The organism is Bradyrhizobium sp. ORS 278, from assembly GCF_000026145.1.
In the GTDB taxonomy this organism is placed as follows: domain Bacteria; phylum Pseudomonadota; class Alphaproteobacteria; order Rhizobiales; family Xanthobacteraceae; genus Bradyrhizobium.
This window is the reverse complement of sequence record NC_009445.1, coordinates 5,682,700-5,709,154: the sequence shown is the minus strand read 5'-3', so window position 1 is coordinate 5,709,154 and position 26,455 is coordinate 5,682,700. Positions and strand designations below refer to the sequence as shown.

23 protein-coding genes, 1 tRNA gene and 2 pseudogenes are annotated in these 26,455 nt (G+C 64.9%); 18 read left to right on the top strand and 8 right to left on the bottom strand.

Annotation, left to right across the window (positions count from 1 at the left end; genetic code table 11):
* The first annotated feature begins 7 nt into the window (after nucleotides 1–7).
* From BRADO_RS25685 to BRADO_RS25675, 3 genes are all read left to right on the top strand, one after another.
* Complete coding sequence (locus tag BRADO_RS25685; protein ID WP_012029110.1) at nucleotides 8–625, top strand: Spy/CpxP family protein refolding chaperone; 618 nt, start codon at nucleotides 8–10, stop codon at nucleotides 623–625.
* A gap of 174 nt (nucleotides 626–799) precedes the next feature.
* Nucleotides 800–875, top strand: a tRNA-Lys gene (locus BRADO_RS25680).
* 588 nt (nucleotides 876–1,463) lie between these two features.
* Nucleotides 1,464–3,881, top strand: coding sequence for an SIR2 family protein (locus tag BRADO_RS25675; protein ID WP_012029109.1), 2,418 nt, complete (start codon nucleotides 1,464–1,466; stop codon nucleotides 3,879–3,881).
* 304 nt (nucleotides 3,882–4,185) lie between these two features.
* On the opposite strand, the pseudogene BRADO_RS25670 reads toward BRADO_RS25675, so the two are convergent.
* Nucleotides 4,186–4,425: pseudogene (locus BRADO_RS25670) on the bottom strand (hypothetical protein); the annotation flags it as partial.
* A gap of 71 nt (nucleotides 4,426–4,496) precedes the next feature.
* On the opposite strand from BRADO_RS25670, the pseudogene BRADO_RS35830 reads away from it, so the two are divergent.
* From BRADO_RS35830 to BRADO_RS25655, 3 genes and pseudogenes are all read left to right on the top strand, one after another.
* Nucleotides 4,497–4,625 (top strand): annotated as a pseudogene (locus BRADO_RS35830) (RidA family protein); the annotation flags it as partial.
* Nucleotides 4,626–4,751: 126 nt separating this feature from the next.
* Nucleotides 4,752–6,143 carry a M20/M25/M40 family metallo-hydrolase gene (locus BRADO_RS25660; RefSeq protein WP_012029107.1) on the top strand — a complete coding sequence of 464 codons (1,392 nt, stop codon included), beginning with the start codon at nucleotides 4,752–4,754 and terminating at the stop codon, nucleotides 6,141–6,143.
* A 203-nt stretch (nucleotides 6,144–6,346) separates the two neighbouring features.
* Nucleotides 6,347–6,571: a hypothetical protein gene (locus BRADO_RS25655; protein WP_041756939.1), complete on the top strand. Its 225-nt coding sequence runs from the start codon at nucleotides 6,347–6,349 to the stop codon at nucleotides 6,569–6,571.
* Nucleotides 6,572–6,604: 33 nt separating this feature from the next.
* Here the strand turns inward: BRADO_RS25655 and BRADO_RS35515 are convergent, their stop codons facing one another.
* Nucleotides 6,605–6,760: a hypothetical protein gene (locus BRADO_RS35515; protein ID WP_012029106.1), complete on the bottom strand. Its 156-nt coding sequence runs from the start codon at nucleotides 6,758–6,760 to the stop codon at nucleotides 6,605–6,607.
* Nucleotides 6,761–6,936: 176 nt separating this feature from the next.
* Here BRADO_RS35515 and BRADO_RS25650 point away from each other — a divergent pair, with 176 nt between their 5' ends.
* Nucleotides 6,937–7,437: a ferritin-like domain-containing protein gene (locus BRADO_RS25650; RefSeq protein ID WP_012029105.1), complete on the top strand. Its 501-nt coding sequence runs from the start codon at nucleotides 6,937–6,939 to the stop codon at nucleotides 7,435–7,437.
* 201 nt (nucleotides 7,438–7,638) lie between these two features.
* Here BRADO_RS25650 and leuD read toward each other — a convergent pair whose 3' ends face one another.
* The 3 genes from leuD to BRADO_RS25635 are packed head-to-tail and all read right to left on the bottom strand — an operon-like array spanning nucleotide 7,639 to nucleotide 11,859.
* A complete protein-coding gene (leuD, locus tag BRADO_RS25645) occupies nucleotides 7,639–8,256 on the bottom strand; it encodes a 3-isopropylmalate dehydratase small subunit (RefSeq protein ID WP_012029104.1) in 618 nt (205 codons plus the stop codon).
* Nucleotides 8,253–9,671 (bottom strand): 3-isopropylmalate dehydratase large subunit, encoded by a 1,419-nt coding sequence (leuC, locus tag BRADO_RS25640; RefSeq protein ID WP_012029103.1) that lies wholly within the window; start codon nucleotides 9,669–9,671, stop codon nucleotides 8,253–8,255. The genes leuD and leuC overlap by 4 nt, the downstream gene beginning before the upstream one ends.
* A gap of 40 nt (nucleotides 9,672–9,711) precedes the next feature.
* Nucleotides 9,712–11,859, bottom strand: coding sequence for an FAD-dependent oxidoreductase (locus tag BRADO_RS25635; RefSeq protein WP_244422891.1), 2,148 nt, complete (start codon nucleotides 11,857–11,859; stop codon nucleotides 9,712–9,714).
* 2 nt (nucleotides 11,860–11,861) lie between these two features.
* On the opposite strand from BRADO_RS25635, the gene BRADO_RS25630 reads away from it, so the two are divergent.
* From BRADO_RS25630 to BRADO_RS25580, 11 genes are all read left to right on the top strand, one after another.
* Nucleotides 11,862–12,686, top strand: a complete 825-nt coding sequence (locus BRADO_RS25630) for a GntR family transcriptional regulator (protein ID WP_012029101.1) — start codon at nucleotides 11,862–11,864, stop codon at nucleotides 12,684–12,686.
* Entirely contained in the window at nucleotides 12,683–13,906 is a 1,224-nt protein-coding gene (locus BRADO_RS25625) for an ABC transporter substrate-binding protein (protein WP_012029100.1), read from the top strand. Before BRADO_RS25630 ends, BRADO_RS25625 begins: the two co-directional genes overlap by 4 nt.
* A 246-nt stretch (nucleotides 13,907–14,152) precedes the next feature.
* Nucleotides 14,153–15,025, top strand: coding sequence for a branched-chain amino acid ABC transporter permease (locus tag BRADO_RS25620; RefSeq protein WP_012029099.1), 873 nt, complete (start codon nucleotides 14,153–14,155; stop codon nucleotides 15,023–15,025).
* Nucleotides 15,022–15,990, top strand: a complete 969-nt coding sequence (locus tag BRADO_RS25615) for a branched-chain amino acid ABC transporter permease (RefSeq protein ID WP_012029098.1) — start codon at nucleotides 15,022–15,024, stop codon at nucleotides 15,988–15,990. The genes BRADO_RS25620 and BRADO_RS25615 overlap by 4 nt, the downstream gene beginning before the upstream one ends.
* Nucleotides 15,990–16,733 carry an ABC transporter ATP-binding protein gene (locus BRADO_RS25610; protein ID WP_012029097.1) on the top strand — a complete coding sequence of 248 codons (744 nt, stop codon included), beginning with the start codon at nucleotides 15,990–15,992 and terminating at the stop codon, nucleotides 16,731–16,733. The genes BRADO_RS25615 and BRADO_RS25610 overlap by 1 nt, the downstream gene beginning before the upstream one ends.
* Complete coding sequence (locus BRADO_RS25605) at nucleotides 16,726–17,427, top strand: ABC transporter ATP-binding protein (RefSeq protein WP_012029096.1); 702 nt, start codon at nucleotides 16,726–16,728, stop codon at nucleotides 17,425–17,427. The genes BRADO_RS25610 and BRADO_RS25605 overlap by 8 nt, the downstream gene beginning before the upstream one ends.
* Before the next feature lie 42 nt (nucleotides 17,428–17,469).
* Nucleotides 17,470–18,348 (top strand): oxaloacetate decarboxylase, encoded by an 879-nt coding sequence (locus BRADO_RS25600; RefSeq protein WP_012029095.1) that lies wholly within the window; start codon nucleotides 17,470–17,472, stop codon nucleotides 18,346–18,348.
* Nucleotides 18,345–20,078 (top strand): hydantoinase B/oxoprolinase family protein, encoded by a 1,734-nt coding sequence (locus tag BRADO_RS25595; protein WP_012029094.1) that lies wholly within the window; start codon nucleotides 18,345–18,347, stop codon nucleotides 20,076–20,078. Before BRADO_RS25600 ends, BRADO_RS25595 begins: the two co-directional genes overlap by 4 nt.
* Nucleotides 20,075–22,135, top strand: coding sequence for a hydantoinase/oxoprolinase family protein (locus BRADO_RS25590; RefSeq protein WP_012029093.1), 2,061 nt, complete (start codon nucleotides 20,075–20,077; stop codon nucleotides 22,133–22,135). Before BRADO_RS25595 ends, BRADO_RS25590 begins: the two co-directional genes overlap by 4 nt.
* Entirely contained in the window at nucleotides 22,132–22,746 is a 615-nt protein-coding gene (locus BRADO_RS25585) for a cysteine hydrolase (protein WP_012029092.1), read from the top strand. Before BRADO_RS25590 ends, BRADO_RS25585 begins: the two co-directional genes overlap by 4 nt.
* Complete coding sequence (locus tag BRADO_RS25580) at nucleotides 22,743–24,122, top strand: FAD-dependent oxidoreductase (protein WP_012029091.1); 1,380 nt, start codon at nucleotides 22,743–22,745, stop codon at nucleotides 24,120–24,122. Before BRADO_RS25585 ends, BRADO_RS25580 begins: the two co-directional genes overlap by 4 nt.
* Nucleotide 24,123: 1 nt before the next feature.
* On the opposite strand, the gene BRADO_RS25575 is transcribed toward BRADO_RS25580, so the two are convergent.
* From BRADO_RS25575 to BRADO_RS25565, 3 genes are read right to left on the bottom strand one after another with little or no spacing between them, the layout of a single operon-like run.
* On the bottom strand, nucleotides 24,124–24,879 hold the full coding sequence (locus tag BRADO_RS25575) for an ABC transporter permease (RefSeq protein WP_244422890.1): 756 nt from the start codon (nucleotides 24,877–24,879) through the stop codon (nucleotides 24,124–24,126).
* An 8-nt stretch (nucleotides 24,880–24,887) separates the two neighbouring features.
* On the bottom strand, nucleotides 24,888–25,655 hold the full coding sequence (locus BRADO_RS25570) for an ABC transporter permease (RefSeq protein WP_012029089.1): 768 nt from the start codon (nucleotides 25,653–25,655) through the stop codon (nucleotides 24,888–24,890).
* A complete protein-coding gene (locus BRADO_RS25565) occupies nucleotides 25,652–26,455 on the bottom strand; it encodes an ABC transporter ATP-binding protein (RefSeq protein WP_012029088.1) in 804 nt (267 codons plus the stop codon). Before BRADO_RS25565 ends, BRADO_RS25570 begins: the two co-directional genes overlap by 4 nt.

Below are 26,455 nucleotides of genomic sequence, written 5' to 3'. Positions count from 1 at the left end.
GGTTGGCATGAGAAAGTTCACCATTGCCGCGGTTGCCGTGCTCGCCATCGCCGGCTCGACCGCGGTCTACGCGCAGCGCGGCTGGATTCATGATCACATGCATCATGTGCGGATGAATCCGGAGGATCGCGCCGCCATGCTCGATGCGCGCATCGCTTCGGTCCATGCCGGCCTGAAGCTGAATGCGGACCAGGAGAAGCTGTGGCCGCCGGTCGAGAGCGCCGTCCGCGACCTGGTCAAGCTGCGCTTCGACCGCGCCAATGCGCGAATGAAGGCGGCCGACGACGCGCAGGACAAGGACCTCGATCCGGTGGCGCGGCTGCGTGAGCATGCCGACACCATGGCGGCAACGGCGGACGCGATGAAGAAGGTCGCGGATGCCGCCGACCCGCTCTACAAGACCCTCGACGAGGGCCAGAAGCGCCGGCTGTCGATGCTGACCCGGCCGATGGGCCGCATGATGGGACCGGACGGCCCGCGCCATCACCGCTGGATGGAGCGCGGCGAGGGCGGCCCGGATGGCCCCCGCTTCGGCGAGAACAGATTCGGCCCGGGCCCGATGGGCCATCCGCCGATGGGGCACATGGGCTGGTCCGACGACGAGCACGACTCCGGGCGGCTGTGAGGATCGTTAACGATCCCGCTGAATACGCTGCGGGATTCGCTTTAGGAAAACCGCCGCCCGCCGGCGGTTTTTCTGCATCGAAAATGCCAAATAATCGTCAGTGATCGCTGGACATCCCGAAATCGCTTTGCTAAACGACCGGCTCTCGCGGGGGCTTTCTCCGGATGAAGATCCGGGCGCATAGCTCAGTTGGTAGAGCAGCTGACTCTTAATCAGCGGGTCCTAGGTTCGAGCCCTAGTGCGCCCACCAAAAGCCTCTGCAAAATCAATGACTTATCAGGCGACCAACTCGCGTTCGGGTGCTCCAGGCGCATCTAAACTCGTCTAAATGAACCTGTTTAGATGTAGTTTAGACACCGCATGGCAGGCGATCGCGAACTTCGATGCTGCGTGGGATTTGTCTGCGGCGACTCTGCCGCCTTCCAGATTTCAAACGTTGTGAGAAAACCCTGCAATAATAGGCATTGGCGGAATTTTGAAAATGAAGCCGGAGGTAGAAAGGATACACTGGTCGCGGTAGCAGTTGGAGTTGCCGCGAAGAACAGCTGACAAACGCTCAGTCGGTCCGCCGCCAATAGAAGGTAAGAACTTGACTTTCTTCGTGATACCTCAGTTCTGAGCCTCTTAGTTCCACCGATACAGCAGCGATGAGCTCAATCATTTTCGAGATCCTCTCTGCCCTCTGCACGCCGTTGCCATCCAGCAGAACAAAACTTCAAGCTGAATTTGGACCGGTTCCCCCTAGCACAAGCATATGGATATGCTCCGCTTATTATGCTCCTCTAAGCTGTAGAATCAGCTGGGGTTATGCCAGCGATCATCCTTCAGAGGTGTCAGCTTGGTCGAGAGCGTCCAGAGCGTTATCAACCGCATCCAGCCCGACCGGACAATTCTGCTGTTCGGTGCTGGCTCATCCATCCCGTCCAGAGCGCCGACATCCCAGGATCTCATAAACCACTTTGCTAAACGCTTCATGGTTCCGAACAGTGGCTTCACGCTACCGGAGCAAAGCGGGTTGGCAGAGCGGAAAGCTGGAAGACGTTCGCTGATAGAGGCGTTACGCGAACTTTTTAAAACCCTGAAGCCCACAGGGGGCTTGCTAAATCTTCCACTCTACAACTGGAAAAGCATCTTCACGACGAACTACGATGATCTTGTGGAGCAGTGCTACCACCGTCGCAATCTGCCGATCAGTGTGTACTCGTCCGACTTTGACTTTCGTGGTCAAGAGAATGCTTTGGCTCAGAAGCTTTTCAAATTGCACGGGACGATCGAAAAGGATGTGGCGGACGGACACCAGTCCCGCATCATCCTCACAGATAGCGACTATGATCTCACCTCAGCTTTTCGCGAGCAGCTGTACGGCCGCTTGAAGACTGACCTCGCGGGCTCCACCCTCATCATTATCGGGCAATCGCTGGCTGATCCCGACATACGCGAGATCACTAACAAGGCGGCCAACCTGAATGCTCAAATGGACAACGGCGGGCAGATCATCTTGTTTCTGTACTCGCGAGACGAGGATCGTGCCAGCATATTCGAGGCGCGAGGTCTAACGGTCTGCTTCGGAGGAATAGATGAGTTCTTTGCTGCGCTCACGGTCAAGAAATTTGGTCAGGTCGCGGCGGAACCATCAGACGATCCTTTAGACAAACGTCCAGTGCTCCGGCCCGCGACTATCGACGTAGCCCATGCATCGGATCCGAGACGCTGCGATGTAGGCGCCATGTTCAACGGGCGTCCTGCAACTCACGCCGATATCCTCGCAGGGCTGACCTTTGAGCGCGCTCTATGTATACAGATCGCTCAGACGCTGGTGGACCAGACGAAGCTAGTCGCGATTCTTCTTGGAGCGAGTGGTGTTGGGAAAACTACTGCGGCGCGCCAAGTGCTGCAAAAATTGCGGCAGCAGGGCGTCCACTGTTGGGAACACAAGACCGATATGCCGTTGGCTGTAAAGGAGTGGTTTGCGCTTGCACATGAGCTGCAACAGGGTGGTTCAAGCGGAGTTTTATTGGTCGACGATGCTCATAGTCATCTCTTTGAGATCAATGAGCTGGCTGACAGGCTGCTTGCTGCAGATAATCCCCACCTCAAGCTAATGCTTGTTTCGACTCGGCATCAGTGGAATCCGCGTGTGAAGTCTGGAACGCTCTACAAGTTCGGAGCCGAATTTCGGCTTTCGCAACTCAGTGGCGAAGAGATCGAGCGACTTTTGCAGCTGGTTGACGTCAACCAGTCGATCAAGCGGCTTATAGAACCAAAGTTCACTGGCTTTTCTCGAGCGGAGAAGCGTCGCCGGCTTCTAGATCGCTGCGAAGCAGATATGTTCGTCTGCCTGCGGAGCATTTTTGACTCCGAAAACTTTGACGACATTATCCTTCGTGAGTACGCAGACCTGACGCCGCAGCTCCAAGACATATATCGTCATGTGGCTGCAATGGAGAACGCGGGAGTACGCGTACATCGGCAGTTGCTTGTCCGGATGCTCAACATCCCACCACAGACGATCTCGGCCATCTTGGATGGTCTCGTCGACATCATCACCGAATACGACGTGGATGTACGAGAAAGCATCTACGCGTGGCGAGCCCGCCATACGGTTATTGCCAACATTGTGGCGCGGTACAAGTTCAGCGACACAGACAAACTTGTCGCTCTTTTCGAGCAGGTAATCCGCAGCTTGCTTCCCACTTACGACATCGAGGTGATGACCATCAAGGAGCTGTGCAACATCGACACAGGCATTCCCTCCATTCCCGACAAAGAGACCCAGAACAGGCTATTGCGCATGATGATTTCTACCGCGCCAGGGGAGCGGGTTCCGCGTCATAGGCTTATCCGCAATCTAATCTCAGGCGGCGAGTACGACCGAGCGGAGACTGAGATCCGCGTTTTCGAGTCGGATTTTTCACTTGATGGACCTGTCTATCGTTACAAAGTCGACTTGATGGTCGCGCGCGCCAGTAGGTCACCTGGCTTAATGAAAGAGGATCGAATCACAATTCTTGAAGAAGCGCGCGAACTTGCCCTCATGGGAATGAACCGCTTCGGGCTCAATAAGTCTCTATTGGCCGCGTACGGCGAGTTGGGCGTTGAATACTACCGAATGATCAACGATTATGGCGTATTCGATGACGCACTAGCTAGACTGCGCGATGCAGCCGAACGGCTTGGAGATCCCGACGTTGGCCGGATCATAACCCGGCTTGAGAGGCGTATCCAAGGGAAGCCCACTGCCGCTGATATGGACTAGTGCGCATGGTGCAGAAGGCTGGTCTCGATTGGCTGTTTCAGAGAGGGTACCTCGTGCATTGCTGGCAAACTCTCTTGCTTTTGCGGCCGTCGAGTGGTCCATTCCGTTCGGTGTGGAAGCGAGGCTGGATCGCAAGTCCAGGGTCGACTTGCTTGTGGCAAGAAAGGTTTTCATCTTCAGATTGAGGTTGATCATTTTAGAAAACAATGCGTAACCCTTTGATTTTGCACAGGTCCAATTCTGTCATTTAGATATTAAGCTATTGAATTTGCTCGATAAAGCCTGGACTCTTAATCAGCGGGTCCTAGGTTCGAGCCCTAGTGCGCCCACCAAGCCTCCCCGAGCTTTCTCTTTGATCGTTCTGTCTGGCGAGCGCATTCAGCGCGCGCCGAACCGTCTCGACCAGATCGAGCGCGACCGGCGACGGGCTGCGTTGCGGCGGAAATACCGCGGCGAATTCGAAATCGATGCGCGGCGTGAAGGGTCGCGCCACGACGCCGCGGGCATCGAACTCGTGCGCGGTGAAGGGATCGCAGATCGAGACGCTTGCCGGCAGCACCGCGACGCGTGGCAGCGCCGGCAGCCTCACGCTCGGCAGGCCGGCATGCTCGATCGAAGAAGGAGATGGATGCGGCCTAGACCGGGTTCTTCGGCGATGATCTGCCGGTCCGCGCCACGGTCGGCGTGTCCGATCTCGGCGGCGGCGCGCTGATCGAGATCGTGATCACCGCCGTCAAGGGCTGAGCAGCGCATCACACGATTGATCGGTCGATGACGCGCGGAGTTCGCTTCGCTCGTCATTTGCGTTCCGGACGAATCCGATCGAACATGGCGACTCTCTCATCGCACGGGCCAGGAGAAGCCAGCCGCATGAACGACATCAGCAGCCTGCCGTCTCCATCCGCCGGCCTGGATGCGGTGTTCGCCCATGTCGATAGCAACAAGCAGGATTTCCTTTCCCGCGTGATGGACTATGTGCGTCATCCCTCGATCAGCGCGCACAATGTCGGCATCACCGAGGTGGCCGCGCTGCTGGTGAAGATGCTGCGGGAGATCGGGCTGGAAGCCGACACCGTGCCGACCGCCGGACATCCGATGGTGCTGGGACGCTGGCACAAGAAGCCCGATGCGCCGACTGTGCTGCTGTATGGCCACTACGACGTGCAGCCGCCGGATCCGCTCGATCTGTGGCTGAGCCCGCCCTTCGAGCCCACCATCCGCGACGGCCGCATCTATGCGCGCGGCATCGGCGACAACAAGGGCCAGCATTTCGCGCAACTGATGGCGATCGAATCTCATTTGAAGGTGCACGGCAAGCTGCCCTGCAATGTCACGTTTCTGCTCGAGGGCGAGGAGGAGATCGGCAGTCCGCGCATTGCCGAATTCGTGGCTGAACATCGCGAGCAGCTGAAGGCGGATGTCGTCGTCACCGCCGATGGGCCGATGCATCCGTCGGGGCGCCCGACAATGACCTATGGCGTTCGCGGCATGTGCTCGTTCGAGCTGCGCGCCAGCCACGCGAATCGGGACGTGCATTCCGGCAATCTCGGCGGCATCGTGCCGAATCCGATCTGGACCCTGGTGCATCTGCTCGGGACGATGAAGAACGCCGCCGGAGAGATCACGATTGAGGGTTTGCATGATGCCATCGTGCCGCCAAGCGCGCTCGATGTGGCTGCGGTGAAGCGCCTGCCGCTCGATCTCGACGCCGCCAAGGCGAGCCTCGGCCTTAGCCGGCTCGATGCGCCGGCCGAACGCGGCTACTACGAAAGGCTGATGTTCCATCCGACGCTGACCATCAACGGCTTCCATGGCGGCTATGGCGGACCGGGCAGCAAGACTGTCCTTCCCTGCGAGGCGTTCGTGAAGTGCGACATACGCCTGGTCGAGGCAATGACGCCGGACCACGTGCTGGCCAAGGTCGAGGCCCATGTGAAAAAGCATGCGCCGGAGGTCGAGTTCATCCGGCGCGGCGGCATGCTGCCGTCGCGCGTGCCGCTCGATTCGCCGTTTGCCGCGATCATCCGCGACGCGATCACGCTGGCGCAGGGCGTTGCGCCGCTCGAATTTCCGTGTACCGGCGGCAGCTTGCCGGACTACGTCTTCACCAAAATTCTCGGTGTGCCGGCTTTCGTCGTCCCCTATGCCAACGCCGACGAGGCGAACCACGCGCCTAACGAAAACATGATCATCGACTGCTTCACCGACGGCATCCGCACCGGCGCGGCGCTGCTTGACCGCGTCGGTGCAAGTCGCAATTAGTGCCGACGACGGGCGATCACGATTTTTTGCGTCGCCGAGGCGGTCATCGCGCGGCCACGAAACGATGGCATTGAGGCCGCGCTTGCTTGCAGCGCGGGATGAGCCGATCGCACGCGGCGAGATCGCGCATGGATTAACCCAGTTGATATCGCCTAAGCTCGATGAGGATTAGTAGCCGTCGCTTCAGGGCTCGGAGCTGCCATATGCACGACCCCGTTGACCAGCCGAGTGATCACGCGAGTTCCCGCAGGCCCGGCCGCCGTGTCGAGCCGGAAACCGCAGCGGCCGTGACGATCGCACCGGACATCCCAGCCGACGAGCCGACCGCGACCGAGCCTGCAGACGGCAATGGCCTTGCGTCCGATGATCGCGAGAACGCGCGTCCCGACGGCACGACACGGCTCGTCACGCCGACGATGTGGCGGTGACCTCTACGAAGACTTCACGCAGTTCATCCTCGATCAGGAGCGCCCTCTTTCAGGGACGGTGACCCGGGCGGGCGTGCCCTGCGTCTCGCTTTGCTCCTGCTGCGCGAGCTGCTTGTCGATCGTCTCGCGCGATCCCTCGGCGGGCTCCTTGTCGAACGGGCTCTGTTGCTGCGGCGGCTGCTTGGTCATCTCGTTCTCTTTGCGGCTCTGAAGCGAACAACGGCGCAGGTGAGGCGTTCCTGGCGCGCAAGCGATCTGCGGTGCGTGCGACACCGACGCGGGAAGCGATTTGGAACGTTTCCTCCGTGCGTCTGGTTGTGCGGACGATCGCGGCGCTTTCGCCCATACACACAGGAACGCAAGACATGAGCAACAAAGCGCGGGACATCTTCATCCTCGGCCTTCGCAACGCTCACGCCATGGAAGTCCAGGCGCGGGAATTGATGGAGCGGCAATCCGAGCGGATGGACGACTACCCGGAAGTCAAGGCGAGGCTGCAGACTCATCTGCAGGAAACAAATCAGCAGCTGCATCGGCTGGAGCGGTGCCTGGAGGCGTGCGGCGAGAGCAGCTCGACGCTGAAGGACACGATGCAGTCGGGCATGGCCAATCTGATGGCCATGGGCCATGCGATGTCCGGCGATGAGATCCTGAAGAACACCTTCGCCAACAATGCGTTCGAGAATTTCGAGATCGCCGCCTACAAGTCGTTGCTGGCGCTGTGCTCGGCCGCCGGGGCCGAGGACGCCCGCGGTCCGCTGCAGCAGTCGCTGCAGGAGGAAGAGCGGATGGCGGAGTGGGTGGATTCCAACGTCGAGAAGGTCACCCTGCAATTCGTCGAGAACGAGACGCGGCAGGCGGCCTGATCGTCGGTATCTCAGGCCGGATTTGGAACCGCTCACCGTGTCGCAACCTCCGGTATCATCCGGATACCCGCGACTCAGTTGATCGGGTACACCGAATTCAGCCCTTCTTGGGGCGTTTCCTCCCTGGACTTGGGCCGCCTGCACGCTACGTGCGGGCGGCTTCTTTCTGTGGAGGTCGATCAGCTCAATCGCTGCTGTCCTTCAGCTGCGCCCAGGCAGCTGCACCCAGGGCCGCACGGCGCTGTCTTGTTGCTCGAACCGGACGATATCTCCGGTCAGCGAGGCCGTGAGGTCGAGATCGTCCCAGCCGTTGAGCAGCTTGGTGCGCCAGATCGGATCGATCGAGAAGGTAAACGTACGGTTGCCCAGCCGTATCAGCGCGTCGTGGAGATCGACCGTGATGGTGGTTCCCGCCGTCTGCAGCAGCGCCAGGATCTCTTCCGCATCGGCTTCGCTGACCTTCGCCGGCAACAATCCGTTGTTCACCGCGTTCGAGGCGAAGATGTCGCCGAAGCTCGGCGCGATCACGCAGCGGAAGCCGAAATCGACCAGCGCATAGACCGCCGCCTCGCGCGACGAGCCGGCGCCGAAATTCCGCCGCGTCACCAGCACTTCGGCGCCCTCCGCCGAGGCCGCGTTGAGCGGAAAGTCGGAGCGTGCCGCGCCGGTCTCGTCGAAGCGCATGTCGTGGAGGAGAAACTGTCCATAGCCGTCGGCGCGCGAGCGCTTCATGAAGCGTGCGGGGATCAGCTGATCCGTGTCGATGCTGGCGAGCGGCAGCGCGCAGGCCGATGTCGTGAGGATGTCGAACGGCGTCATGCATCGCTCCTCAGCAGCGGCCGCACGTCGGTGAGATGGCCGGTGACCGCGGCGGCCGCGACCATCGCCGGCGACATCAGATGCGTGCGCGCGCCGGGGCCCTGGCGGCCCTTGAAGTTGCGGTTGGTGGTGGAGGCGCAGCGCTCGCCCGCTGGAACGAGATCGCCGTTCATGCCGACGCACATCGAGCAGCCTGAACCAACCCAGTCCAGGCCGGCATCGACGAAGATGCGGTCGAGGCCTTCCTGCTCGGCCTGCTGCTTGACAAGGTGCGAGCCCGGCGAGACGAGACCGGGCACGCGCGCCTTACGGCCAGCGAGGACGCTTGCCGCAGCGCGCAGATCCTCGATGCGGCTGTTGGTGCAGGAGCCGATGAACACGCGGTCGATCCTGACCGTCTCGAGTGATTGGCCGGGCGCGAGGCCCATGTAGTCGAGCGCCTCGCGGACATGGCTCGCGCGCGACGCATCGTCCATGGCTGCGGGATCAGGCACCGACGCGCCGATCGGCAGCGCATCCTCTGGGCTGATGCCCCAGGTCACAGTCGGCGCGATGTCCTTGCCATCGAGCAGGACCGCGCGGTCGAACGCCGCGTCGGCATCGCTCGTCAGCTCTCGCCAGGCCGCGATGGCGCCGTCGAGCACCTCGCCGGCGGGCGCGAGTGGCCGTCCCCTCACGTAGGCGAACGTCGTCTCGTCAGGCGCAATCATGCCGCATCGCGCGCCGCTCTCGATCGAGAGATTACAGAGCGTCAGCCGGCCCTCCATCGTCAGCGCGCGGATCGCGGATCCCGTATACTCGACCGCGTGCCCCTGCGCGCCGTCGGCGCTGATCCTTGCGATGATCGAGAGCGCGATGTCCTTGGCGGTGATCCCCGGCGCGGTCGCGCCGTCCACCGTGATGCGCATCCGCCTTGGCTTCTTCTGCCACAGCGTCTGCGTCAGCAGCACATGCGCGACCTCGGAGGCGCCGATGCCGAAGGCCAGCGCGCCGAACGCGCCATGCGTCGAGGTGTGGCTGTCGCCGCAGACCATGGTGAGTCCGGGCAGCGTCAGGCCCTGCTCGGGACCGACGACGTGCACGATGCCCTGGCGGGGATCGTCGAAGCCGAAGATGCGGATGGCGTTGGCGCGGCAATTGTCGTCGAGTTGACGGATCATGCCGGCGATGTCGGGCGCGACCTCGCTCAGCGCGCGCGTACGAGTCGGCACATAATGATCCGCGACACCGATGGTGAGATCCGGCCGCCGGACCTTGGCGCGCTTGTCCTTGAGCTTGTTGAAGGCATGGAACGAGCCCTCATGCAAGAGGTGGCGGTCGATGAACAACAGCTCCGCGCCGTCCTCGCGGCGCGTCACCACATGCCCATCCCAGACCTTGTCGAACAGCGTCCGCGGCTGCCCTGTTCCCGTCATTCCCGAATGTCCTCAGTCGATCGCATCATCAGCGCACCAGTCATGTCGGATGTTCGGCCGCTTCAGGGAAGGGGGCGCGCGCGGCCATGTGACCCTGATAGACCGCTTCGAGCGCCGTGCGCGGCGCATTGTTGTCGCCGACCTGCATCACCGGCTTTCCGGCGCGCCGCAAGGCGAGATACAGCGACTGATCCGTGCTGTTGTGATCGACGGCGATCAGCGCCGAGAACCCCGTCAGGCGCTCGACATCGCCGGTCGAGAGATCCTCGACCTCCAGCGTCTCGCCATCATATGCGCGAACGGCGCGCAAGGTCGCGATGCGGACCTTGCGCTCGCGCAGGCGGCGGCTGTTGGCGAGCGTCGAATAGATCGTGGTGCGCCAGGCGTAGCTCGTCGCCGGCACGAACAAGGTCACGGCCTTGCCGAGATCGGCGAAATGTTCCAGCGCCGCCAGCGTGCCCCATTCGCCGGTGCGGTCAAACACGGCGACCGATGCGCCGAGCTGCCCCGGCGCGCGCAGCGCATCGGGCAGGGTGAACACGGGGCCGTTGCCGGCCATGGGCATAGCGGTCGTGGCGGAGCCCGTCGCCAGTACGATGCGATCGGCGCCGAAGGCGGAGATCCCTGTGGCGTCCGCCTCCTTGTCGAAGACGATGGTCGCGCCGAGCCGCCTCAGTGCCGCGATCTGGAACTCCACGAACGCCTTGAAGTTCGTACGCTTCGGCATCAGCCACGCCGTGCGCAACTGTCCGCCAAGCTGATCGCTGCGCTCCCATAGCGTGACATGATGCCCGAGCGCAGCCGCCACGCGCGCGGCTTCCAGTCCTGCAGGCCCGCCGCCGACGACGAGAACGCGTCGCGGCGCCGTGCGAGGCAGCGCCTCGGGCTCGTCGAACTGCCCTTCCAGTCCGGCAATCGGATTGATCAGGCAGCGGATCGGCAGGTTCCGCTCCAGCATGCCGGCGCAGCCCTGGTTGCAGCCGATGCAGCGGCGGATTTCGTCGAGACGTCCCTCGACCGACTTCTTCACGATGGCCGGTTCGGCGAGATGCGCGCGCGCCATCCCGATGGCGTCGGCAGCGCCCGCGGCGATCATCGCCTCGGCCTCGTCAAGTCCCGTAAATCGGCACACGGCGAACACGGGCGTCCCGAATCCCTGCGCGCGCAGCTCGAGGCGGATGCGCGCGGGCAGAGCGCGGAACGGCGACGGATCGAGCGCCATGTCGGCCATCTGCGTCGCCAGCGAATAGTTCGCGACGTAGGCTGAATGCGAGACGTTGACGAAGTCGATCTGGGTCTGCCGCGCCAGCATTGCCACGATCCGCGCGGCCTCGTCGATGCCAAGGCCACCGTCGGCATATTCCTCGCCGCTGATGCGGATGCCGAGACAGAATTCGTCGCCAAGCTCGGCCCGCAACGCCGCGAGCACACGGGCCGGGAAGCGCAGACGGTTCTCCAGCGTGCCGCCGTATTCATCATCGCGCTTGTTCGACAGAGGTGACATGAACTGCTGCAGCAGATGACCATGCGCCATCTGCAGCTCGATGCCGTCGAATCCGGCCGCGACGAGGTTGCGCGCGGTGACGAGGTGCCCCTCGATCACCTGCTCCATGTCGAACTCGTCCATCGGCCGCGGCGGCAGCGCCGAGATCGACCACGGAATGGGCGAGGCGCCCCACGACACCGTCCGCTCGAAATCGCCCTCGACCTGCCGCCCCAGATGGATGATCTGGCCGAGCATGCAGGCGCCTTCGGCCTTCACCGCATCGGTGATGCGGTGGAAGGGATCAATGCAGGCGGGATCGAAGCCGCACACCGCTTGCGGACGGCCCAGCGAATTGGCGTGCACACGAATGGATTCGAAGATGATCGCGCCCACGCCGCCACAAGCACGAGCGTGATGATAGGCGAGGTGCTGCGCGCTCGGGAGGTGGTGCTCGCCGAAATTCGTGGTGTGCGCGGGAACGAAGATGCGGTTGCGGAAGCGTAGGCGACCGACATCGAGCGGGCTCAGCACCTGTGCGTATGGCCAATGCTGCGACAAATCGCGTGATCCTCCCGGTGCCCCATCCATGGCTCGATCCTTGCTCCAGAGGAGCCGCGCGAGCTGGTTGACCGAAGCTGTTATATTTTCTATACACCTACTGTATTGAAAGCAAGATAGCTCTGCAACCTCGGGACATCTCACCCTTGCGCACCGCGTCCGAGCCGCTGAAGGCACGACGGATCTACCTGTTGCTGAAGGACAAGATCGGATCCGGCGAGCTCGCGGACGGCGAGCGGCTGCCCGGCGAATTCGCGCTCGCCGAAGAGCATAACGTCTCCCGTGTCACCATCCGCCAGGCGCTGGATCTGCTCGCGGGCGAGGGCCTGATCGAGAAGAAGAGCGGGCTCGGTACCTTCGTGCATCGTCCTGCGTCCAAGGTGCGGACAGTTCTTGCTGACGTGTCCAACGTGTTCGCGCATCTGATCGAGATGGGGCGCACGACAGACGTACGACTGTTGTCGTTCGACTATGTCGCGCCGCCTGATCAGATCCGCGAAGCCTTGCAGCTCGCCCCCGACGAGCGCTCGCAGCGCTCGGTGCGCGTCCGCCTCGTCGACGGCGTGCCGTTCTCTTATCTCATCGCCAACGTACCCGAGCGCATCGGCCGTAACTATTCGCGCGAGGATCTCGCGCGCATGCCGCTGCTCGAATTGATCGAGCGCTCCGGTCTCACCAGCGCCTCGGCGCGGCAGGAGATCAGCGCGGTGCTGTCGAGCCCCGACGTGGCGGAGGCGCTCGACATCGATGTCGGCATGCCGCTCGTGGCCTTGCGCCGCACGGTCTACGGTAAGGACGGCCAGCCGATGGAGCACCTTCAGGCACTCTACCGGCCCGATCGCTACACATTGCAGATGAACCTCGAACGGACGGGCGACGAAGGGCACCGGCACTGGAGCCCGACCGCCGAGGTGTACCGCAGGGAGCGCCCGCGCCGGCGGCCGCCAGTCAGGAAAGTGGGGAAGTCATGACGTTGAGCTCGAAGTCACTGTCACGCCGCACCGTGCTCAAAAGCGGTGTCGCGCTCACCTCGATGCTGGCGGCGCCTGGCCTGCTGCGCGCCGAGCCGGCGCCGGTCAAGGTCGGCCTGCTGCAGCCGATCTCCGGCGCCTTCGCGCTCGACGGCGATCTCGCCAAGATCGGCGCGGAGTTCGCGATCAAGGAGATCAACGACGCCGGCGGCATCAAGGCGCTGGGCGGCGCCAAGCTCGAGCTTATCGTCGGCGACAGCCGCTCGAACGCGGAGGCCGGCGCGCAGGCGACCGAGGAGTTGCAATCGGCCGGCGTGGCCGCCGTGCTCGGCGGCTTTGCCTCGGGCATTGCTCTGACCGCCACGCAAACCGCCTCCCGCTACGATCTGCCCTTCGTGGTCGACTGTGCGGTGGCGGATACGATCACCGAGCGCGGCCTCAAGAACACCTTCCGCTTCAATCCGAATTTCAGCATGGCGACCGCGGTCGCGCTGAAGAACCTCGTCAAGCTCAACGACGACGCCGGCAAGCCGATCAAGACGGTGGCGATCGTGCACGAAGACGGCCTCTTCGGCTCGGGCCTCGCCAAGATCATGCAGGAGAAGCTGCCGCCGCTCGGCTTCCAGATCGTCGAGACCATCGCGCATCCGACCCCGGCGCGCGACATGACCAACGTCGTGCTGCGGCTGCGCGCGCTCAATCCAGATCTGATCGTGCCGTCGCATTACTTCAACGAGTTCGTGCTGATGGCCCGCACTCTGCAGCAGCAGCGCGTGCGCCCGAAGGGCATTTACGCCGTGTTCGGCGGCGCGGCATCGAGCTATCGCTTCGTGAACGAGTTCCCCGAGGCTGCCCAGGGCGTGATGGACTGCAACCATTGGGGTGATCCGAAGAGCCCGATCACGGCCAAGCTGCGCGAGACCGTGACCGCTGCCGGCAAGTTCTACGCCTACAATACGCCGATCAACTATTCGCTGGTGAAGGTGTTCGCTCAGGCTGTCGAGAATGCCGGCAGCGCCGATCGTGCCAAGATCATCGAGGCGCTGGCAGCGAACGAATTCGACAGCGGCGTCATGCCCTATGGCAAGACCAAGTTCGACGCCAAAGGCCAGAACACCAGCGCACTGCCGCTGAACACGCAGGTGCAAGGCAAGGACATCAAAGTGATCTACCCGGCGGACTACGCCGACGCAAAGCCGGTGTTCCCGATCAACGGGTGATCGGGGGGCACGACTCCCGCTTCGGTAAAAAAGCCGTGGCGATTGCGGTAGACTTGGCCATCCGTCGAGACGCCCGGCCTCGCCGGGCTCCTCAGGATCAGGACGGAGAGCGCTGCCTCGTCTGCTTACCCTCATGGTGAGGAGCGCCGCTTGCGGCGCGTCTCGAACCATGAGGCCCCCATATGCCGGTCTTTGATCCGGCTTCTCCGAGAAAGCGTTGAGCTTTCTCGATGACCAGAGGATCTCATGTACTCGCCCCAGATCGTCGTGGAGGCGCTGTTGAACGGACTGATGCTAGGCGCGATCTATGCCCTGATCGCGCTTGGTCTCACACTGATCTACGGCGTGCTGCACATCGTGAATTTCGCCCACGGCGCGCTGCTGACCGTGGCGATGTTCATGGTGTGGCTCGCCTGCGCTCGCTACGGGATGGACCCGTATCTCGCGATCCTCTTTGTCGCACCCGCGATGTTCGCGCTCGGCTATGCTTTGCAGCGCTTCATCATCGGCCCGGCGAGCCACAGCAAGGATAACGGCATTCTGCTGGTAACGCTCGGCCTGTCGATCATCATCGAGAACGCGCTACTCGCCGCCTTCCGGTCCGACACCCGCACGATCACCACGGACTACTCGTTCCGCGTCGTCGAGCTCGGGCCGCTGCTGCTGTCGTTCCCGCGTGTCGTCGGCTTCGGCGTCACCATCGCGACCACGCTTCTCCTTTGGCTGGTGTTGCAACAGACCGACATCGGCAAGGCGATCCGCGCGGTCGCCAAGGAGAAGCTCGGCGCCAGCCTCGTCGGCATCAGCGTGCCGCATGTCTATGCGATGACCTTTGCGATCGGCTGCGCCTGTCTCGCCGTCGCCGCTGGTCTGCTGATGCCGTCCTTCTATGTCAGCCCGAAGACCGGCGCGGCGTTCGTGCTGGTCGCCTTCACCATCGTCGTGCTCGGCGGCATGGGCTCGATCCCCGGCGCGCTGATCGGCGGTCTCTTGATCGGCGTCGTCGAAGCCGCGTCCAGCCTGTTCCTCGGTGACAGCCTCGGTCAGATCGGTATCTTCCTGATTTTCATCGTCACTCTGCTGGTGCGCCCGACCGGCCTGTTCGGAGCGCGCTCATGACCAGGCCGCGTCTCACCACGCTCGCCGTAATCGTCGTGGCGCTCGCCGTGGTCCCGTTCCTCGGCCTGTCCGGCGCGCTACTGAATCTCATGATCTTCATGATGATAACAGCGCTGGCGGCGCAAGGCTGGAACATCCTCGGCGGCTATGCCGGCCTGTCGTCGTTCGGCCACGCCGCGTTCTTCGGCGCCGGCGCCTATGCGATGGCCGTGCTGCAGACCCGCTTCGGCGTCAACGCCTGGATCGCGCTGGTCATCGGTATCGCGTTGGGCGCGCTGGTCGGCGCTGCCATCGGCTTTCTCAGTTTCCGCTCCGGCCTGAAAGGCTCGTACTTTGCGCTGATCACCTTGGCCTTCGCCGAGGTCGCGCGCATCCTCGCCAACAGCACCAATTTCACCGGCGGCGCCGCCGGCATCCTGCTGAAGCTGCAAACGGGTCTGCCGTACCTGCAATTCGCCGACCGCCGCTATTTCCTGCTGATCGCGCTCGGCTTCGTCGCGATCGGTCTGCTGGTGAGCTGGTGGCTGGAGCATTCGCGGTTCGGCGCCTATCTCGTGGCGCTGCGCGAGAACGAGCAGGCAGCGCAGGCGCTCGGCGTCGATGTGTTCGCGGTCAAGATGAAGGCGATCGCGATCTCCGGCGCGCTGACAGCTGCCGCCGGCTGCCTCTATGCGCAGAACTATCTGTTCATCGATGCCAATGTCGCGTTCGGCTCGTGGATCTCGATCGAGGCGCTGTTCGCGGCGATCGTCGGCGGCTCCGGCACCGTGCTAGGGCCCATGCTGGGTGCGATCGTGCTGCTGGGACTTGGCGAACTGACCAAGGGCCTCTCCGGCGGCATTCCCGGGATGGATCTCATGGTGTTCGGCGTCATCCTCGTGCTGTCCGTGGCGTTCTCGCCGAATGGCCTGGTGATGCTGATGAAGAGCCTGGGCTTGTCCACGGCAAGAGCGAAGGAGGCGTGATGCTCGAGGTCAAGTCCCTCACCAAACGCTTCTCCGGCCTCGTCGCGGTCGACCAGGCGTCGCTGTCGGTCGCCAAAGGATCAATCACGGGCCTAATCGGGCCGAACGGCGCCGGCAAGACTACGCTGTTCGCGATGGTCGCGGGCTTCTTGCAGCCTGACGGCGGCTCGGTCAGCTATGACGGCCGCGACATCACCCAGCTTGCCCCGCACGTCCGGGCGCGCGAAGGCATCGCGCGCACGTTCCAGATCGTGCAGCCGTTCGAAGGGCTGAACGTGCAGGAGAACATCGCGGTCGGGGCCTATCTGCATACGCCCGACGCCAGCGAGGCGATGCGACAGGCGGCCGAGATCGCCAAGCGCGTGGGCCTCGGCGCCGATCTCGCCAAAGCCTCGTCGGATCTCACAGTAGCTGGCCGCAAGCGGCTGGAGGTCGCGCGCGCGCTCGCGACCAAGCCGAAGCTGCTGCTGCTCGACGAAGTGCTCGCCGGTCTCAACCCTTCCGAGATCCGCGACGTGCTGCCGCTGGTGCGCGACATCCGCGACCGGGGGGTCACCATCCTGATGATCGAGCACATCATGCAGGCGGTGATGAATCTCTGCGACAAGGTCTACGTGCTGTCGCAGGGCCGCATGATCGCCGAGGGCGAGCCGAAGGCGGTGTGCGAGGATCCCCAGGTGATAGAGGCCTATCTCGGTCATGGCGCAGCCGAGCGTCTGCGCGCGGAGCAGGCCCATGCTTGAGGTTCGCGATCTCCGCGCCGGCTACGGCGGAACAGAAGTGCTGCGCGGCGTCAGCTTCGACGTCAACGCCGGCGAAGTCGTGGCCGTGCTCGGCTCCAACGGCGTCGGCAAGACCACATTGAACAAGGTGCTCTCGGGCGTCGTACCCGCCACTGCCGGCACCATCCGATTCAACGGTGCGTCGCTGGAGCATGCGGCCGCGCCCGACATCGTCACCGCGGGCCTGATCCACGTGCCCGAGGGCCGCAAGATCTTCCCCAATCTCTCCGTGCGCGAGAACCTCGAGCTCGGCGCCTATTGCCGGCCGCGCCGCGGGCGCACCGAGCGCATCGAGCAGATCTACGCGACGTTCCCCAAGCTGAAGCAGCGCGCGCGGCAATATGCCGGCACGCTGTCGGGCGGCGAGCAGCAGATGCTGGCGATCGGTCGCGGCCTGATGGGCGAGCCGAAGCTCCTGATCCTCGACGAGCCGTCGCTCGGCCTGTCGCCGCTGATGGTCGAGGAGATGTTCGCGCTGATCGCGCGGCTCGCGGCATCAGGCCTCGCCATCATGCTGGTCGAGCAGAACGTCGTGCAGTCGCTCGAGCTCGCCGGCCGCGCCTACATCATGGAGAACGGCATCATCACGCTCTCCGGACCAGCTTCCGAGCTGAAATCCAATGCCGAGCTGAAGCGCGCCTATCTCGGTCTGTGACGTCAGATTCAGCGAACAGTTGAGACAAACAAGGAAACGATAATGAGCCTGAGATCCACTCTGGCATCCGCCGAGACGACGATCGCGCCTGGCGTGTACGATGCGCTGACCGCGAGCATTGCCGTCGAGGCCGGCTTCAACGCGCTGTACCTGACTGGCGCGGGCATCGCTTACACGAAGCTCGGCCGTCCCGACATCGGCCTGGTGTCGATGATGGAGGTCGCCGACACCATCGCCATGATCCGCGACCGCGTCGACGTGCCGCTGGTGGTCGACGCCGACACCGGCTTCGGCAATGCGCTCAACGTGCAGCGGACAGTGCGGCTGTTCGAGCGCATGGGCGCCTCGGCGATCCAGCTCGAGGACCAGACCACGCCGAAGCGCTGCGGCCATCTCACCGACAAGACCGTGATCAGCGCGAGCGAGATGGTCGGCAAGATCAAGGCCGCTCTCGACGCCCGGCAGTCCGCCGAGACCTTGATCGTCGCGCGTACCGATGCGCTGGCGATCGAGGGCATGGAGGCCGCGATCGAACGCGCCGAGCGCTATGCCGAGGCAGGCGCCGACGTGCTGTTCGTCGAGGCGCCGAAGAGCAATGAGCAGTTGTCCGCGATCGCTGGCCGTCTCGCGTCGAAGCGGCCGCTGCTCGCCAACATGGTCGAGGGCGGCTCGACGCCGATCCATGCGGCCTCAGAGCTCGGCGCGCTCGGCTTCAAGCTCGTGATCTTCCCCGGCGGCATCGTGCGCGCGCTCGCGTTCTCGGCGCGGGCCTACTATCAGTCGCTGGCGCAGGCCGGCTCGACCAAGCCGTTCGCCGACCGCATGCTCGATTTCGCCGGTCTCAACGCGATGCTCGGCACCGCCGATATCCTGGCGAACGGTGCCCGTTACGCAGCAGATGACGAGGGAACGCGGGCATGACCAACATGGATCCGATCACGCTCGCGGTGCTGAAGGGGCGGCTGGAGCAGATCGCCGACGAAATGGATGCGACGTTGTACCGCTCCGCGTTCAACCCGACGATCGCGGAGGCGCGCGACGCCTGCCACGGCATCTATCACGCGACGACCGGCGACACGCTGGTGCAGGGGCAGGGCGGTCTGCCGATCTTCGTCGGCGCGATGGCTTTCGCCGTGCGCGCCGTCATCGCCAAGGTCGAGAAGGAGGGCGGGCTCGAGGAGGGCGACACCTTTATCTTCAACGATCCCTATGACGGCGGCACCCATCTTAACGATTTCCGCCTGGTGCGACCGGTGTTCCGCGACAACAGGGTGTTCTGCTGGATTGCCTCGGTCGGCCACTGGCTCGACATTGGCGGCAACGTCGCCGGCGGCTACAATCCGAAGGCGGTCGAGAGTTTTCAGGAAGGCATGCGTATCCCGCCGGTCAAGCTGATCGCGGCGGGACGCATGAACCACGACATCCTCGGCATCATCGAAGCCAATTCGCGCGTGCCGATGTCGAACTGGGGCGACCTCAACGGCCAGCTCAACGCGCTCGATCTCGGCGAGATCAGACTGCGCGCGCTGCTCGACGATTACGGCGACAAAACCGTCTCCAATGCGTTCGAGGCGTTCTCTGATCGCGCCGAGACCCTGATGCGGGCGGCGATCGCCTCACTGCCGGACGGCACCTATTCATTCGAGGACGTGCTCGACAATGACGGCATCGTCGACGAACCGCTGACCGTCGCGCTCGATGTCACCATTGCCGGCGACACGCTGACGCTCGATTTCACCCGCTCGTCGGCGGCCTGCAAGGGCCCGATCAACATCTCGCGCTCGACCACGATCGCGGCCTGCTACGTCGCGCTGAAGCATGTGTTCACCGAGGTGCCGGCCAATGCCGGCTGCCTGCGGCCGATCTCGTTCGACATCACCGACGGCTCGCTGCTGGCGGCCGGGCCGCCGAAGCCGGTCGCGGGCTATACCGAGACCATCCTGCGCCTGATCGGCGTCGTGCTCGGCGCGCTCGCCAAGGCCGATCCGTCGCGCGCCACCGCCGCGCCGTTCGGCACCATCAATGCGCTGTCGATCGCGGGCCATCGCAAGGACAACAGCCGCTTCGTGATGTTCTCGTTCTTCGGCGGCGGCCTCGGCGGCAATCCCGCGACCGACGGCCTCAACCACGCCAACAACCCGATCTCGACCGCGACCATTCCGCCCGTGGAAATCTTGGAAGCAGCCTATCCCGTCATGTTCACGCAATGGGCGTTGCGCCCGGATTCCGCCGGTGCCGGCACCCATCGCGGCGGCGTCGGCGCTGTCTATGAGGTCGAACTGCTGGCCGATGCCGATGTCGCGCTGCTCGGCGAGCGCGGCAAAGCGGCGCCGTTCGGCGTCGCCGGCGGCGGCAGCGCCGCGCTCAATCATTTCGCCTGGCAGACGGAGCAGGGCGAGGCGAGCCCGCCGATGGTGTCCAAGATCACCGACCTGCATTTGAAGGCCGGCAAGCGCGTGCGGCTGGAGACACCCGGAGGCGGCGGCTGGGGTCCGCCGGAGGCGCGGCCCGTTGCTGAGGTCGCGCACGACGTCGCGCTCGGCTTCGTCTCGGCGGCGCAGGCGCGTGACGTCTACAAGGTTGCCGTGAAGGCAGACGGCGCGGTCGATGAAGCCGCGACGCACACGCTCCGTGCGGGAGGTGCGGCATGAGCAAGCTCGGCACCATCGTCGGCGTCGATGTCGGCGGCACCTTCACGGACCTGTTCTACTTCGACGAGGCGAAGCGCAGCTTCCGCACCAACAAGGTGCCGTCGAACCGCGGCGACGAAGCGGTCGGCTTCCTCGAAGGCCTGCAAGGTTTCGGCGCGGTCTCGCATCTCACCTCGATCGTGCACGGCACGACCGTCGGCACCAATGCGCTGTTGGAGCGCAAGGGCGCGCGCATCGGCCTGATCACGACGCGTGGCTTCCGCGACGTGCTGGAGATGCGCCGCCGCGACCGCCGCAACACCTGGGGCCTGTGGGGCGACTTCGTGCCCGTCGTCGAGCGCGACATGCGCGCCGAGGTCGACGAGCGCGTGCTGTCGGACGGCACCATCCGCACGGCCGTTGACGTTGCGCAGGTCGAGACGACCGCGCGCGAGCTGTTGGCAAAGGGCGCGCAGGCGCTGGCGATCGTGTTCGTCAACGCCTTCGCCAATCCCGACAACGAGCGCCGCGCGCTCGAAGCCGTGCAGGCGATCTGGCCGAACGACAATGTCGCCTGCTCCAGCCAGATCCTGCCGGAGATCCGCGAGTTCGAGCGGACCTCGACGACCGCGCTCAACGCCTATCTGCAGCCGGTGGTCGGCTCCTATTTGCAGAAGCTGCAGAACGCGCTGGCGGGTGAAGCGTTCGACGGCCGCTTCCACATCGTGCAGTCCAATGGCGGCGTGATGTCCACGGACGCGGCGCGGCGCTTCCCGATCCGCACCGCGCTGTCGGGCCCGGCGGCTGGCGTGATCGCCGCGGCGGAGATCGCCAAGGCGGCCGGCTTTCCCAACGTCATCACCGGCGATCTCGGCGGCACCTCGTTCGACGTGTCGCTGGTGGTCGACGGCGCGACCTCGCTGGCGGCGCAGACCACGATCGATTTCGGCCTCGTCGTGCGCACGCCGATGATCGAGATCACCACCATCGGCGCCGGCGGCGGCTCGATCGCTCATGTCGATGCCGGCGGCCTGCTGCAGGTCGGCCCGGAGAGCGCCGGCTCGCGTCCGGGTCCGGTGTGCTATGGCGGCGGCAACGACCGGCCGACGCTCACTGACGCCAACGTCGTGCTCGGCCGCATCAATGCTGACAGGCCGATCGGCGGCAAGCTCAAGGCGCTCGATGTCGAGGCCGCCAAGCGCGCCATCGCCAAGCATGTCGGCGAGCCGCTGGGTCTCGGCGTGATGGAGGCGGCGGAAGCCATCGTGCGCATCGCCGACAGCAAGATGGCCGGGGCCATCCGGCTGATGTCGATCGAGCGCGGCCATGATCCGGCGCGCTTCGCGGCGGTGCCGTTCGGCGGCGGCGGCGCGCTGCACGTCTCGGCGCTGATCAAGGATGTCGGGCTCAAGGCCGCGCTGGTGCCGCGCTATCCCGGCGTCACCTCGGCGCTCGGCTGCGTCATCGCCGACATCCGCCATGACCAGGTGCAGACGCTCAACATGTTCGTCGACGGCCTCGACATCGCGGCGCTGATCCGGTGGATGCTGTCCGAGGCCGAGCATGCCCAGGGCGTGGTGAAGGACGCACGGCTCGCGGTCGAGCGTATCGACACGCTGTTCGAGCTCGACATGCACTATGTCGGCCAGACCCACACCATCCGCGCGACCGTGCCGGCCGAGATCCGCGACGGTGCCATTGCGCTGACCGTGGAGGACGTGCGCAAGGCGTTCGAGACCGCCTATCAGAAGAGCTTCAGCCGGCTGTTGCCGGGCGTGCCGATCAAGATCGTGAATCTGCGTACGGCGGCGATCGGCGTGCGGCCGCGCTTTGACCTCTCGGCCCTCGCGCCCGATGCCGGCGCCGATTTGATGACCGCGCGGCTCGGCAGCCGCGACGTCTGGTTCGACGGCAAATGGTGGAGCACGGCGATCTACGCCCGGCTCGGTCTTCCGGTCGGCAGCGACATCGCCGGGCCCGCGATCCTGGAGCAGCCGGACGCGACCACGGTGATCGCACCCGGCTTCAAGGCGCGGGTCGACCAGTTCGGCAACGTCATCGTGGAGCGCAGCGCATGAGTGATCACAAGGTGTCGGCCGCGCAGAGCGCGCTGCTGATCGTCGATCTCCAGAACGATTTCCTCGATCCGAATGGCGCGTATGGCCGTGCGGGACAGACGGCGGCTGACATCGCGGCGCTGCCGCCGCGGCTCAAGCCGTTTGCCGATCTGATGCGAAGCAAAGGCGGCTTCGTCATCTCCACCCAGTTCACGCTGGTGCCGGGCAAGGGCGGTGACCCCCTGATCTCGCCGCATCTGAAGCAGCTGCGGCCGTTCCTCGCCAAGGGCGATTTCCTGCCCGGCGCGTGGGGCCATCAGCTGGTGGAGACGTTGCAGCCGGCCGACGTCACGATCGAGAAGATCGCCTATTCGGCATTCTACATGACACGGCTCGAATGGGTGCTGCGCAAGTGCCGCATCGAGAAGCTCTATGTCGCGGGCATCGTCACCAATGGCGGCGTGGCGTCGACCGTGCGTGACGCGCACATTCGTGACTTCGAGACGGTCGTGCTCGAGGATGGATGCGCCGCGTTCACGGCGGAGACGCATGCGACCGCGATCGCCGCGCTGAAGCCGGTGTGCCGCGTCACCTCGATCGCGGAGGCGATCAAGGAATTGGCCGCGTCATGAGTTCGGTCGAGACGATCGATCGCACGCCCGAGCTTGCCGTCGACTGCCTGATCATCGGCGCGGGTGCGGCTGGGCTCGTCGCTGCGCTGTCGGCGGCCGAGAGTGGCGAGAGCGTGCTGGTGCTGGAACGCGATGCCGTACCGCAGGGCTCGACCGCGCTGTCGGCCGGACTCATTCCGGCTGCCGGCACGCGCTGGCAGGCGGCGCTCGGCATCGACGACAGTCCCGCGCGCTTCGCGGCCGACATTATGCACAAGGCGCATGATGAGCCGGATGCGGCGCTGGTGCAGCTCGTCACCACGACCATCGGCCCGACGCTCGAATGGCTCGCGGACCGGCATCGGCTGCCATTCTCGCTGGTCGACAATTTCAGCTATCCCGGCCACTCGCGCTATCGCATGCATGGGCTTCCGAGCCGCGCCGGACGCGAGCTTATCGACCGGCTGCGCACGGCCGCCGAGGCCGCCGGAATCGATATCCTCTGCGACGCGCATGCGGCGTCCTTGCTGCTCGACCGCGCGCAGCGCGTCGTCGGTGTGCGCTTCGCGCGGCCCGACGGCGGCAGCGACGAGATCGGCTGCCGCCGCCTGATCCTCGCCTGCAGCGGCTACGGCGGCAATCCCGCGCTGGTCGCCCGGCACATCCCGCAAATGGCGAGCGCGACCTATTTCGGCCATGTCGGCAACCAGGGCGATGCGCTGACGTGGGGCGAGCAGCTCCGCGCGGCGACGAGGCATCTCGGCGGGCACCAGGGCCACGGCTCGGTCGCGCATCCCGCAGGCATCCTCATCAGCTGGGCGACCATCACCGAGGGCGGTTTCCAGGTGAATTCCGACGGCCAGCGCTTCTCGAACGAGGCATCGGGCTATTCCGAGCAGGCGGCCCACGTCCTGGCGCAGCCGGAGGGCATCGCCTGGACGATCTTTGATGCGCGCATCGCTGGCATTGCCGCGCAGTTCGAGGATTTTCGGAATGCGATCGCGCATGGCGCGGTGCTGGAGGGGTACGATATCGGGAGCCTCGCAGCCGCGATGCGCGTCCCGGCCGATGTCCTTGCGCGCACATGCGAGGAAGTCAGCGACGCCAAGGCCCAGCATCGCACCGATCGTTTCGGCCGCAGCTTCGCCGGCGTGCCGCAACTCGCGCCACCCTATCGCGCGGTCAAGGTCACCGGCGCGCTGTTTCACACCCAGGGCGGCCTCGTCATCGACGAGCGGGCGCGCGTCGTGCGCAACGACGGCACCGCGATCGACAATCTGTTCGCCGTCGGTGGCGCGGCTTGCGGCGTCTCCGGCGCGGACGCCGCCGGCTATCTCTCCGGCAACGGCCTGCTCACCGCCGTCGCGCTTGGCCGCGTCGCGGGGCTGGCGCGCTGAGCTATCGCCGCGCGGCCTGCCAACGCAAGAGGCGGCTTTCGGCGGCGCCCATTGCGACCGACGTGACGTAGCCGATGGCGCCGAGCAACAGCACGCCGGCGAACAGGTCGGCGGATCGGAACGCGCGCGCCGACAGCAGCACCCACTGGCCGAGGCCGTCGAGCCCCGCGAGCATCTCGCACACGACGGCGAGGATCAGCGCCACGGTCAAGCTCAGCCGCATCCCGGCGAGAATGTCGGGCGCCGCTGACGGCAGCGCGATCTTGAAGATGACGGCAAGCCGCGACATGTGCAGCACGCGTGCGACCTCATAGAGCCGAGGCTCGACCGCGGCAAAGCCGTGGATGGTCCCGAGCAGCATTGGCCACAGCGAGCCGAACGCGATCACGAACAGCGCCATGCTTTGGCTCAGGCCAAGCGCGGCGATCGCGACCGGAATGATCGCCGAGACCGGCAGCGGCCGCAGCAGCTCGAGCGTCGGCGCGACGTAGCTGCGCATCGCCTTGGAGGAGCCGATCATCGCGCCGAGCGCGATGCCGACGATCGAGGCGAGCAGCCAGCCATAGGCCATGTGCGCCAGCGTGCCCGCGAGCTTCGTCAGCAGATCGCCGCTCGTGAAGCCGCGCAGCAGCGATGCCCAGGCGCGATCGGGCCCCGGCAGGAACACGGGCGAGACCAGGCGCCGATCGGCGGCAAGCTGCCAGGCCGCGATGAAGCCTGCGGCAACGGCGAAGCTGGCAACACGCCACGCGATCACGGACCATCTCATGGATTGTCACCTGACAATGCGGCGCGCCCGAACAAAGTCCGCTGTGCGGCGATCAACGCAGCATTGAGCGCGAATCCCGTGACGCCGATCCAGACGAGATAAGCGAGCATCAGGTCGGGCTGCAGTCCCTGCTGCGCCGTCATGATGCCGGCGCCGAGGCCGAGCGGGTTGATCGCGATCTCCACCGTGACGGCCACGATCAGCGCGATGCCGGCGGCGAGCCGGAAGGCGAGGAAGATGCGGGGCAGGGCGGCGGGAATGACGATCTTCATGACACGGTCGAGCTGCGTCAGCCGCAGCACGCGCGCGACCTCGATCAGCCGCGGCTCGATGCCGCCAACCGCGGCGCGCGTCATGATCAGCACCGGCCAGACGCACGCGAAGGCGACGATCGCGATCTCCATACGATAGCCGAAGCCGAGCGCGATCAGGGCGAGCGGCAGCAGGGCCACCGAGGGGATCGGCCTGATCGCCTCGATCGTGACCTCCATCAGCCGGCTGAGGATTTGCGAGAGCCCCAGCGTGATGCCGAGCACCAGCCCGATCGCGCCGCCGAGCGCGAGGCCGGCGAACGCCGAGGCGAGCGTATCGCGTGTCGCGATCAGCAGCGAGCCGTCGGTGAAGGCGCGCAGGAGCGCGAGCAGAACCGCGCTCGGCGGCGCCAGCGAGTCGCTCTGTACGGCAGCGAGCCGCATCCACGCCTCGAAGGCGAATAGCGCCGCGAGCGGCAGCAGCACCGGCTTGATGCGCTCCGGCAGGGTCATTCGCTGGCCTTGATGAAGTCGAACAGCGCGCGGCGCAGCCGCAGGAATTCCGGATGCTCGCGCGTCGCCAGCTGGTCGCGCGGCCGCGGCAGGCCGATCGTCAGGTCCAGGCCGACGCGGCCGGGATGCGGCAGCAGGCCGACGACGCGGTCGCCGAGATAGATCGCCTCCTCCAAATCATGCGTCACGAACACGACGGTGGCGCCGGTCGCCGCAACCAGCGCCAGCATCTCGTCCTGAAGGCCTTGCCGTGTCATGGCATCCAGCGCGCCGAACGGCTCGTCCATCAGCAGCACCTTCGGGTCCTGCGCGAGGCAGCGCGCGATCTGCAGCCGCTGCTGCATGCCGCCGGACATCTCCGTCGGATATTTGGCGGCGTGGCCGGCGAGCCCGACCTTGGCGAGCAGCTCGGTGATGCGCGCCTCGCGCTGCGCGGCGGGCATGCCGATCGTTTCCAGCGCGAGCGAGATGTTGCCGGCCGCGGTGCGCCAGGGCAGCAGCGCCTTGCCATAGTCCTGGAACACGACCGCGATCTCGCGCCGTGGCGCGCGCATCGGCTCGCCCTCGAAGCGCACGTTGCCAGCGGTCGGCTGATAGAGGCCTGCGGCGAGCCGCAGCGCCGTGGTCTTGCCGCAGCCGGAGGCTCCGACGACGCACAGGATCTCACCCGCCTGCACATCGAGACTGATCGTGTCGATGATCGCCTTGCCGCCGAGCACCAGCGCGACATTCTCGAACGCGATCTGCGCCCGCGCGGGCGAGGGAGATGATTGGACCAAAGCGAGGGCAGGCTCCGCCAT

What these genes read in the sequence shown, in the direction of transcription:
- BRADO_RS25685 (WP_012029110.1), top strand. Translation starts at nt 8, where the DNA reads ATGAGAAAGTTCACCATTGCCGCGGTTGCCGTGCTCGCCATCGCCGGC.
- BRADO_RS25660 (WP_012029107.1), top strand. Translation starts at nt 4,752, where the DNA reads ATGAACGACATCAGCAGCCTGCCGTCTCCATCCGCCGGCCTGGATGCG.
- BRADO_RS25655 (WP_041756939.1), top strand. Translation starts at nt 6,347, where the DNA reads ATGCACGACCCCGTTGACCAGCCGAGTGATCACGCGAGTTCCCGCAGG.
- BRADO_RS35515 (WP_012029106.1), bottom strand. Translation starts at nt 6,760, where the DNA reads ATGACCAAGCAGCCGCCGCAGCAACAGAGCCCGTTCGACAAGGAGCCC.
- BRADO_RS25650 (WP_012029105.1), top strand. Translation starts at nt 6,937, where the DNA reads ATGAGCAACAAAGCGCGGGACATCTTCATCCTCGGCCTTCGCAACGCT.
- leuD (WP_012029104.1), bottom strand. Translation starts at nt 8,256, where the DNA reads ATGACGCCGTTCGACATCCTCACGACATCGGCCTGCGCGCTGCCGCTC.
- leuC (WP_012029103.1), bottom strand. Translation starts at nt 9,671, where the DNA reads ATGACGGGAACAGGGCAGCCGCGGACGCTGTTCGACAAGGTCTGGGAT.
- BRADO_RS25625 (WP_012029100.1), top strand. Translation starts at nt 12,683, where the DNA reads ATGACGTTGAGCTCGAAGTCACTGTCACGCCGCACCGTGCTCAAAAGC.
- BRADO_RS25620 (WP_012029099.1), top strand. Translation starts at nt 14,153, where the DNA reads ATGTACTCGCCCCAGATCGTCGTGGAGGCGCTGTTGAACGGACTGATG.
- BRADO_RS25615 (WP_012029098.1), top strand. Translation starts at nt 15,022, where the DNA reads ATGACCAGGCCGCGTCTCACCACGCTCGCCGTAATCGTCGTGGCGCTC.
- BRADO_RS25610 (WP_012029097.1), top strand. Translation starts at nt 15,990, where the DNA reads ATGCTCGAGGTCAAGTCCCTCACCAAACGCTTCTCCGGCCTCGTCGCG.
- BRADO_RS25605 (WP_012029096.1), top strand. Translation starts at nt 16,726, where the DNA reads ATGCTTGAGGTTCGCGATCTCCGCGCCGGCTACGGCGGAACAGAAGTG.
- BRADO_RS25600 (WP_012029095.1), top strand. Translation starts at nt 17,470, where the DNA reads ATGAGCCTGAGATCCACTCTGGCATCCGCCGAGACGACGATCGCGCCT.
- BRADO_RS25595 (WP_012029094.1), top strand. Translation starts at nt 18,345, where the DNA reads ATGACCAACATGGATCCGATCACGCTCGCGGTGCTGAAGGGGCGGCTG.
- BRADO_RS25590 (WP_012029093.1), top strand. Translation starts at nt 20,075, where the DNA reads ATGAGCAAGCTCGGCACCATCGTCGGCGTCGATGTCGGCGGCACCTTC.
- BRADO_RS25585 (WP_012029092.1), top strand. Translation starts at nt 22,132, where the DNA reads ATGAGTGATCACAAGGTGTCGGCCGCGCAGAGCGCGCTGCTGATCGTC.
- BRADO_RS25580 (WP_012029091.1), top strand. Translation starts at nt 22,743, where the DNA reads ATGAGTTCGGTCGAGACGATCGATCGCACGCCCGAGCTTGCCGTCGAC.
- BRADO_RS25570 (WP_012029089.1), bottom strand. Translation starts at nt 25,655, where the DNA reads ATGACCCTGCCGGAGCGCATCAAGCCGGTGCTGCTGCCGCTCGCGGCG.
- BRADO_RS25565 (WP_012029088.1), bottom strand. Translation starts at nt 26,455, where the DNA reads ATGGCGGAGCCTGCCCTCGCTTTGGTCCAATCATCTCCCTCGCCCGCG.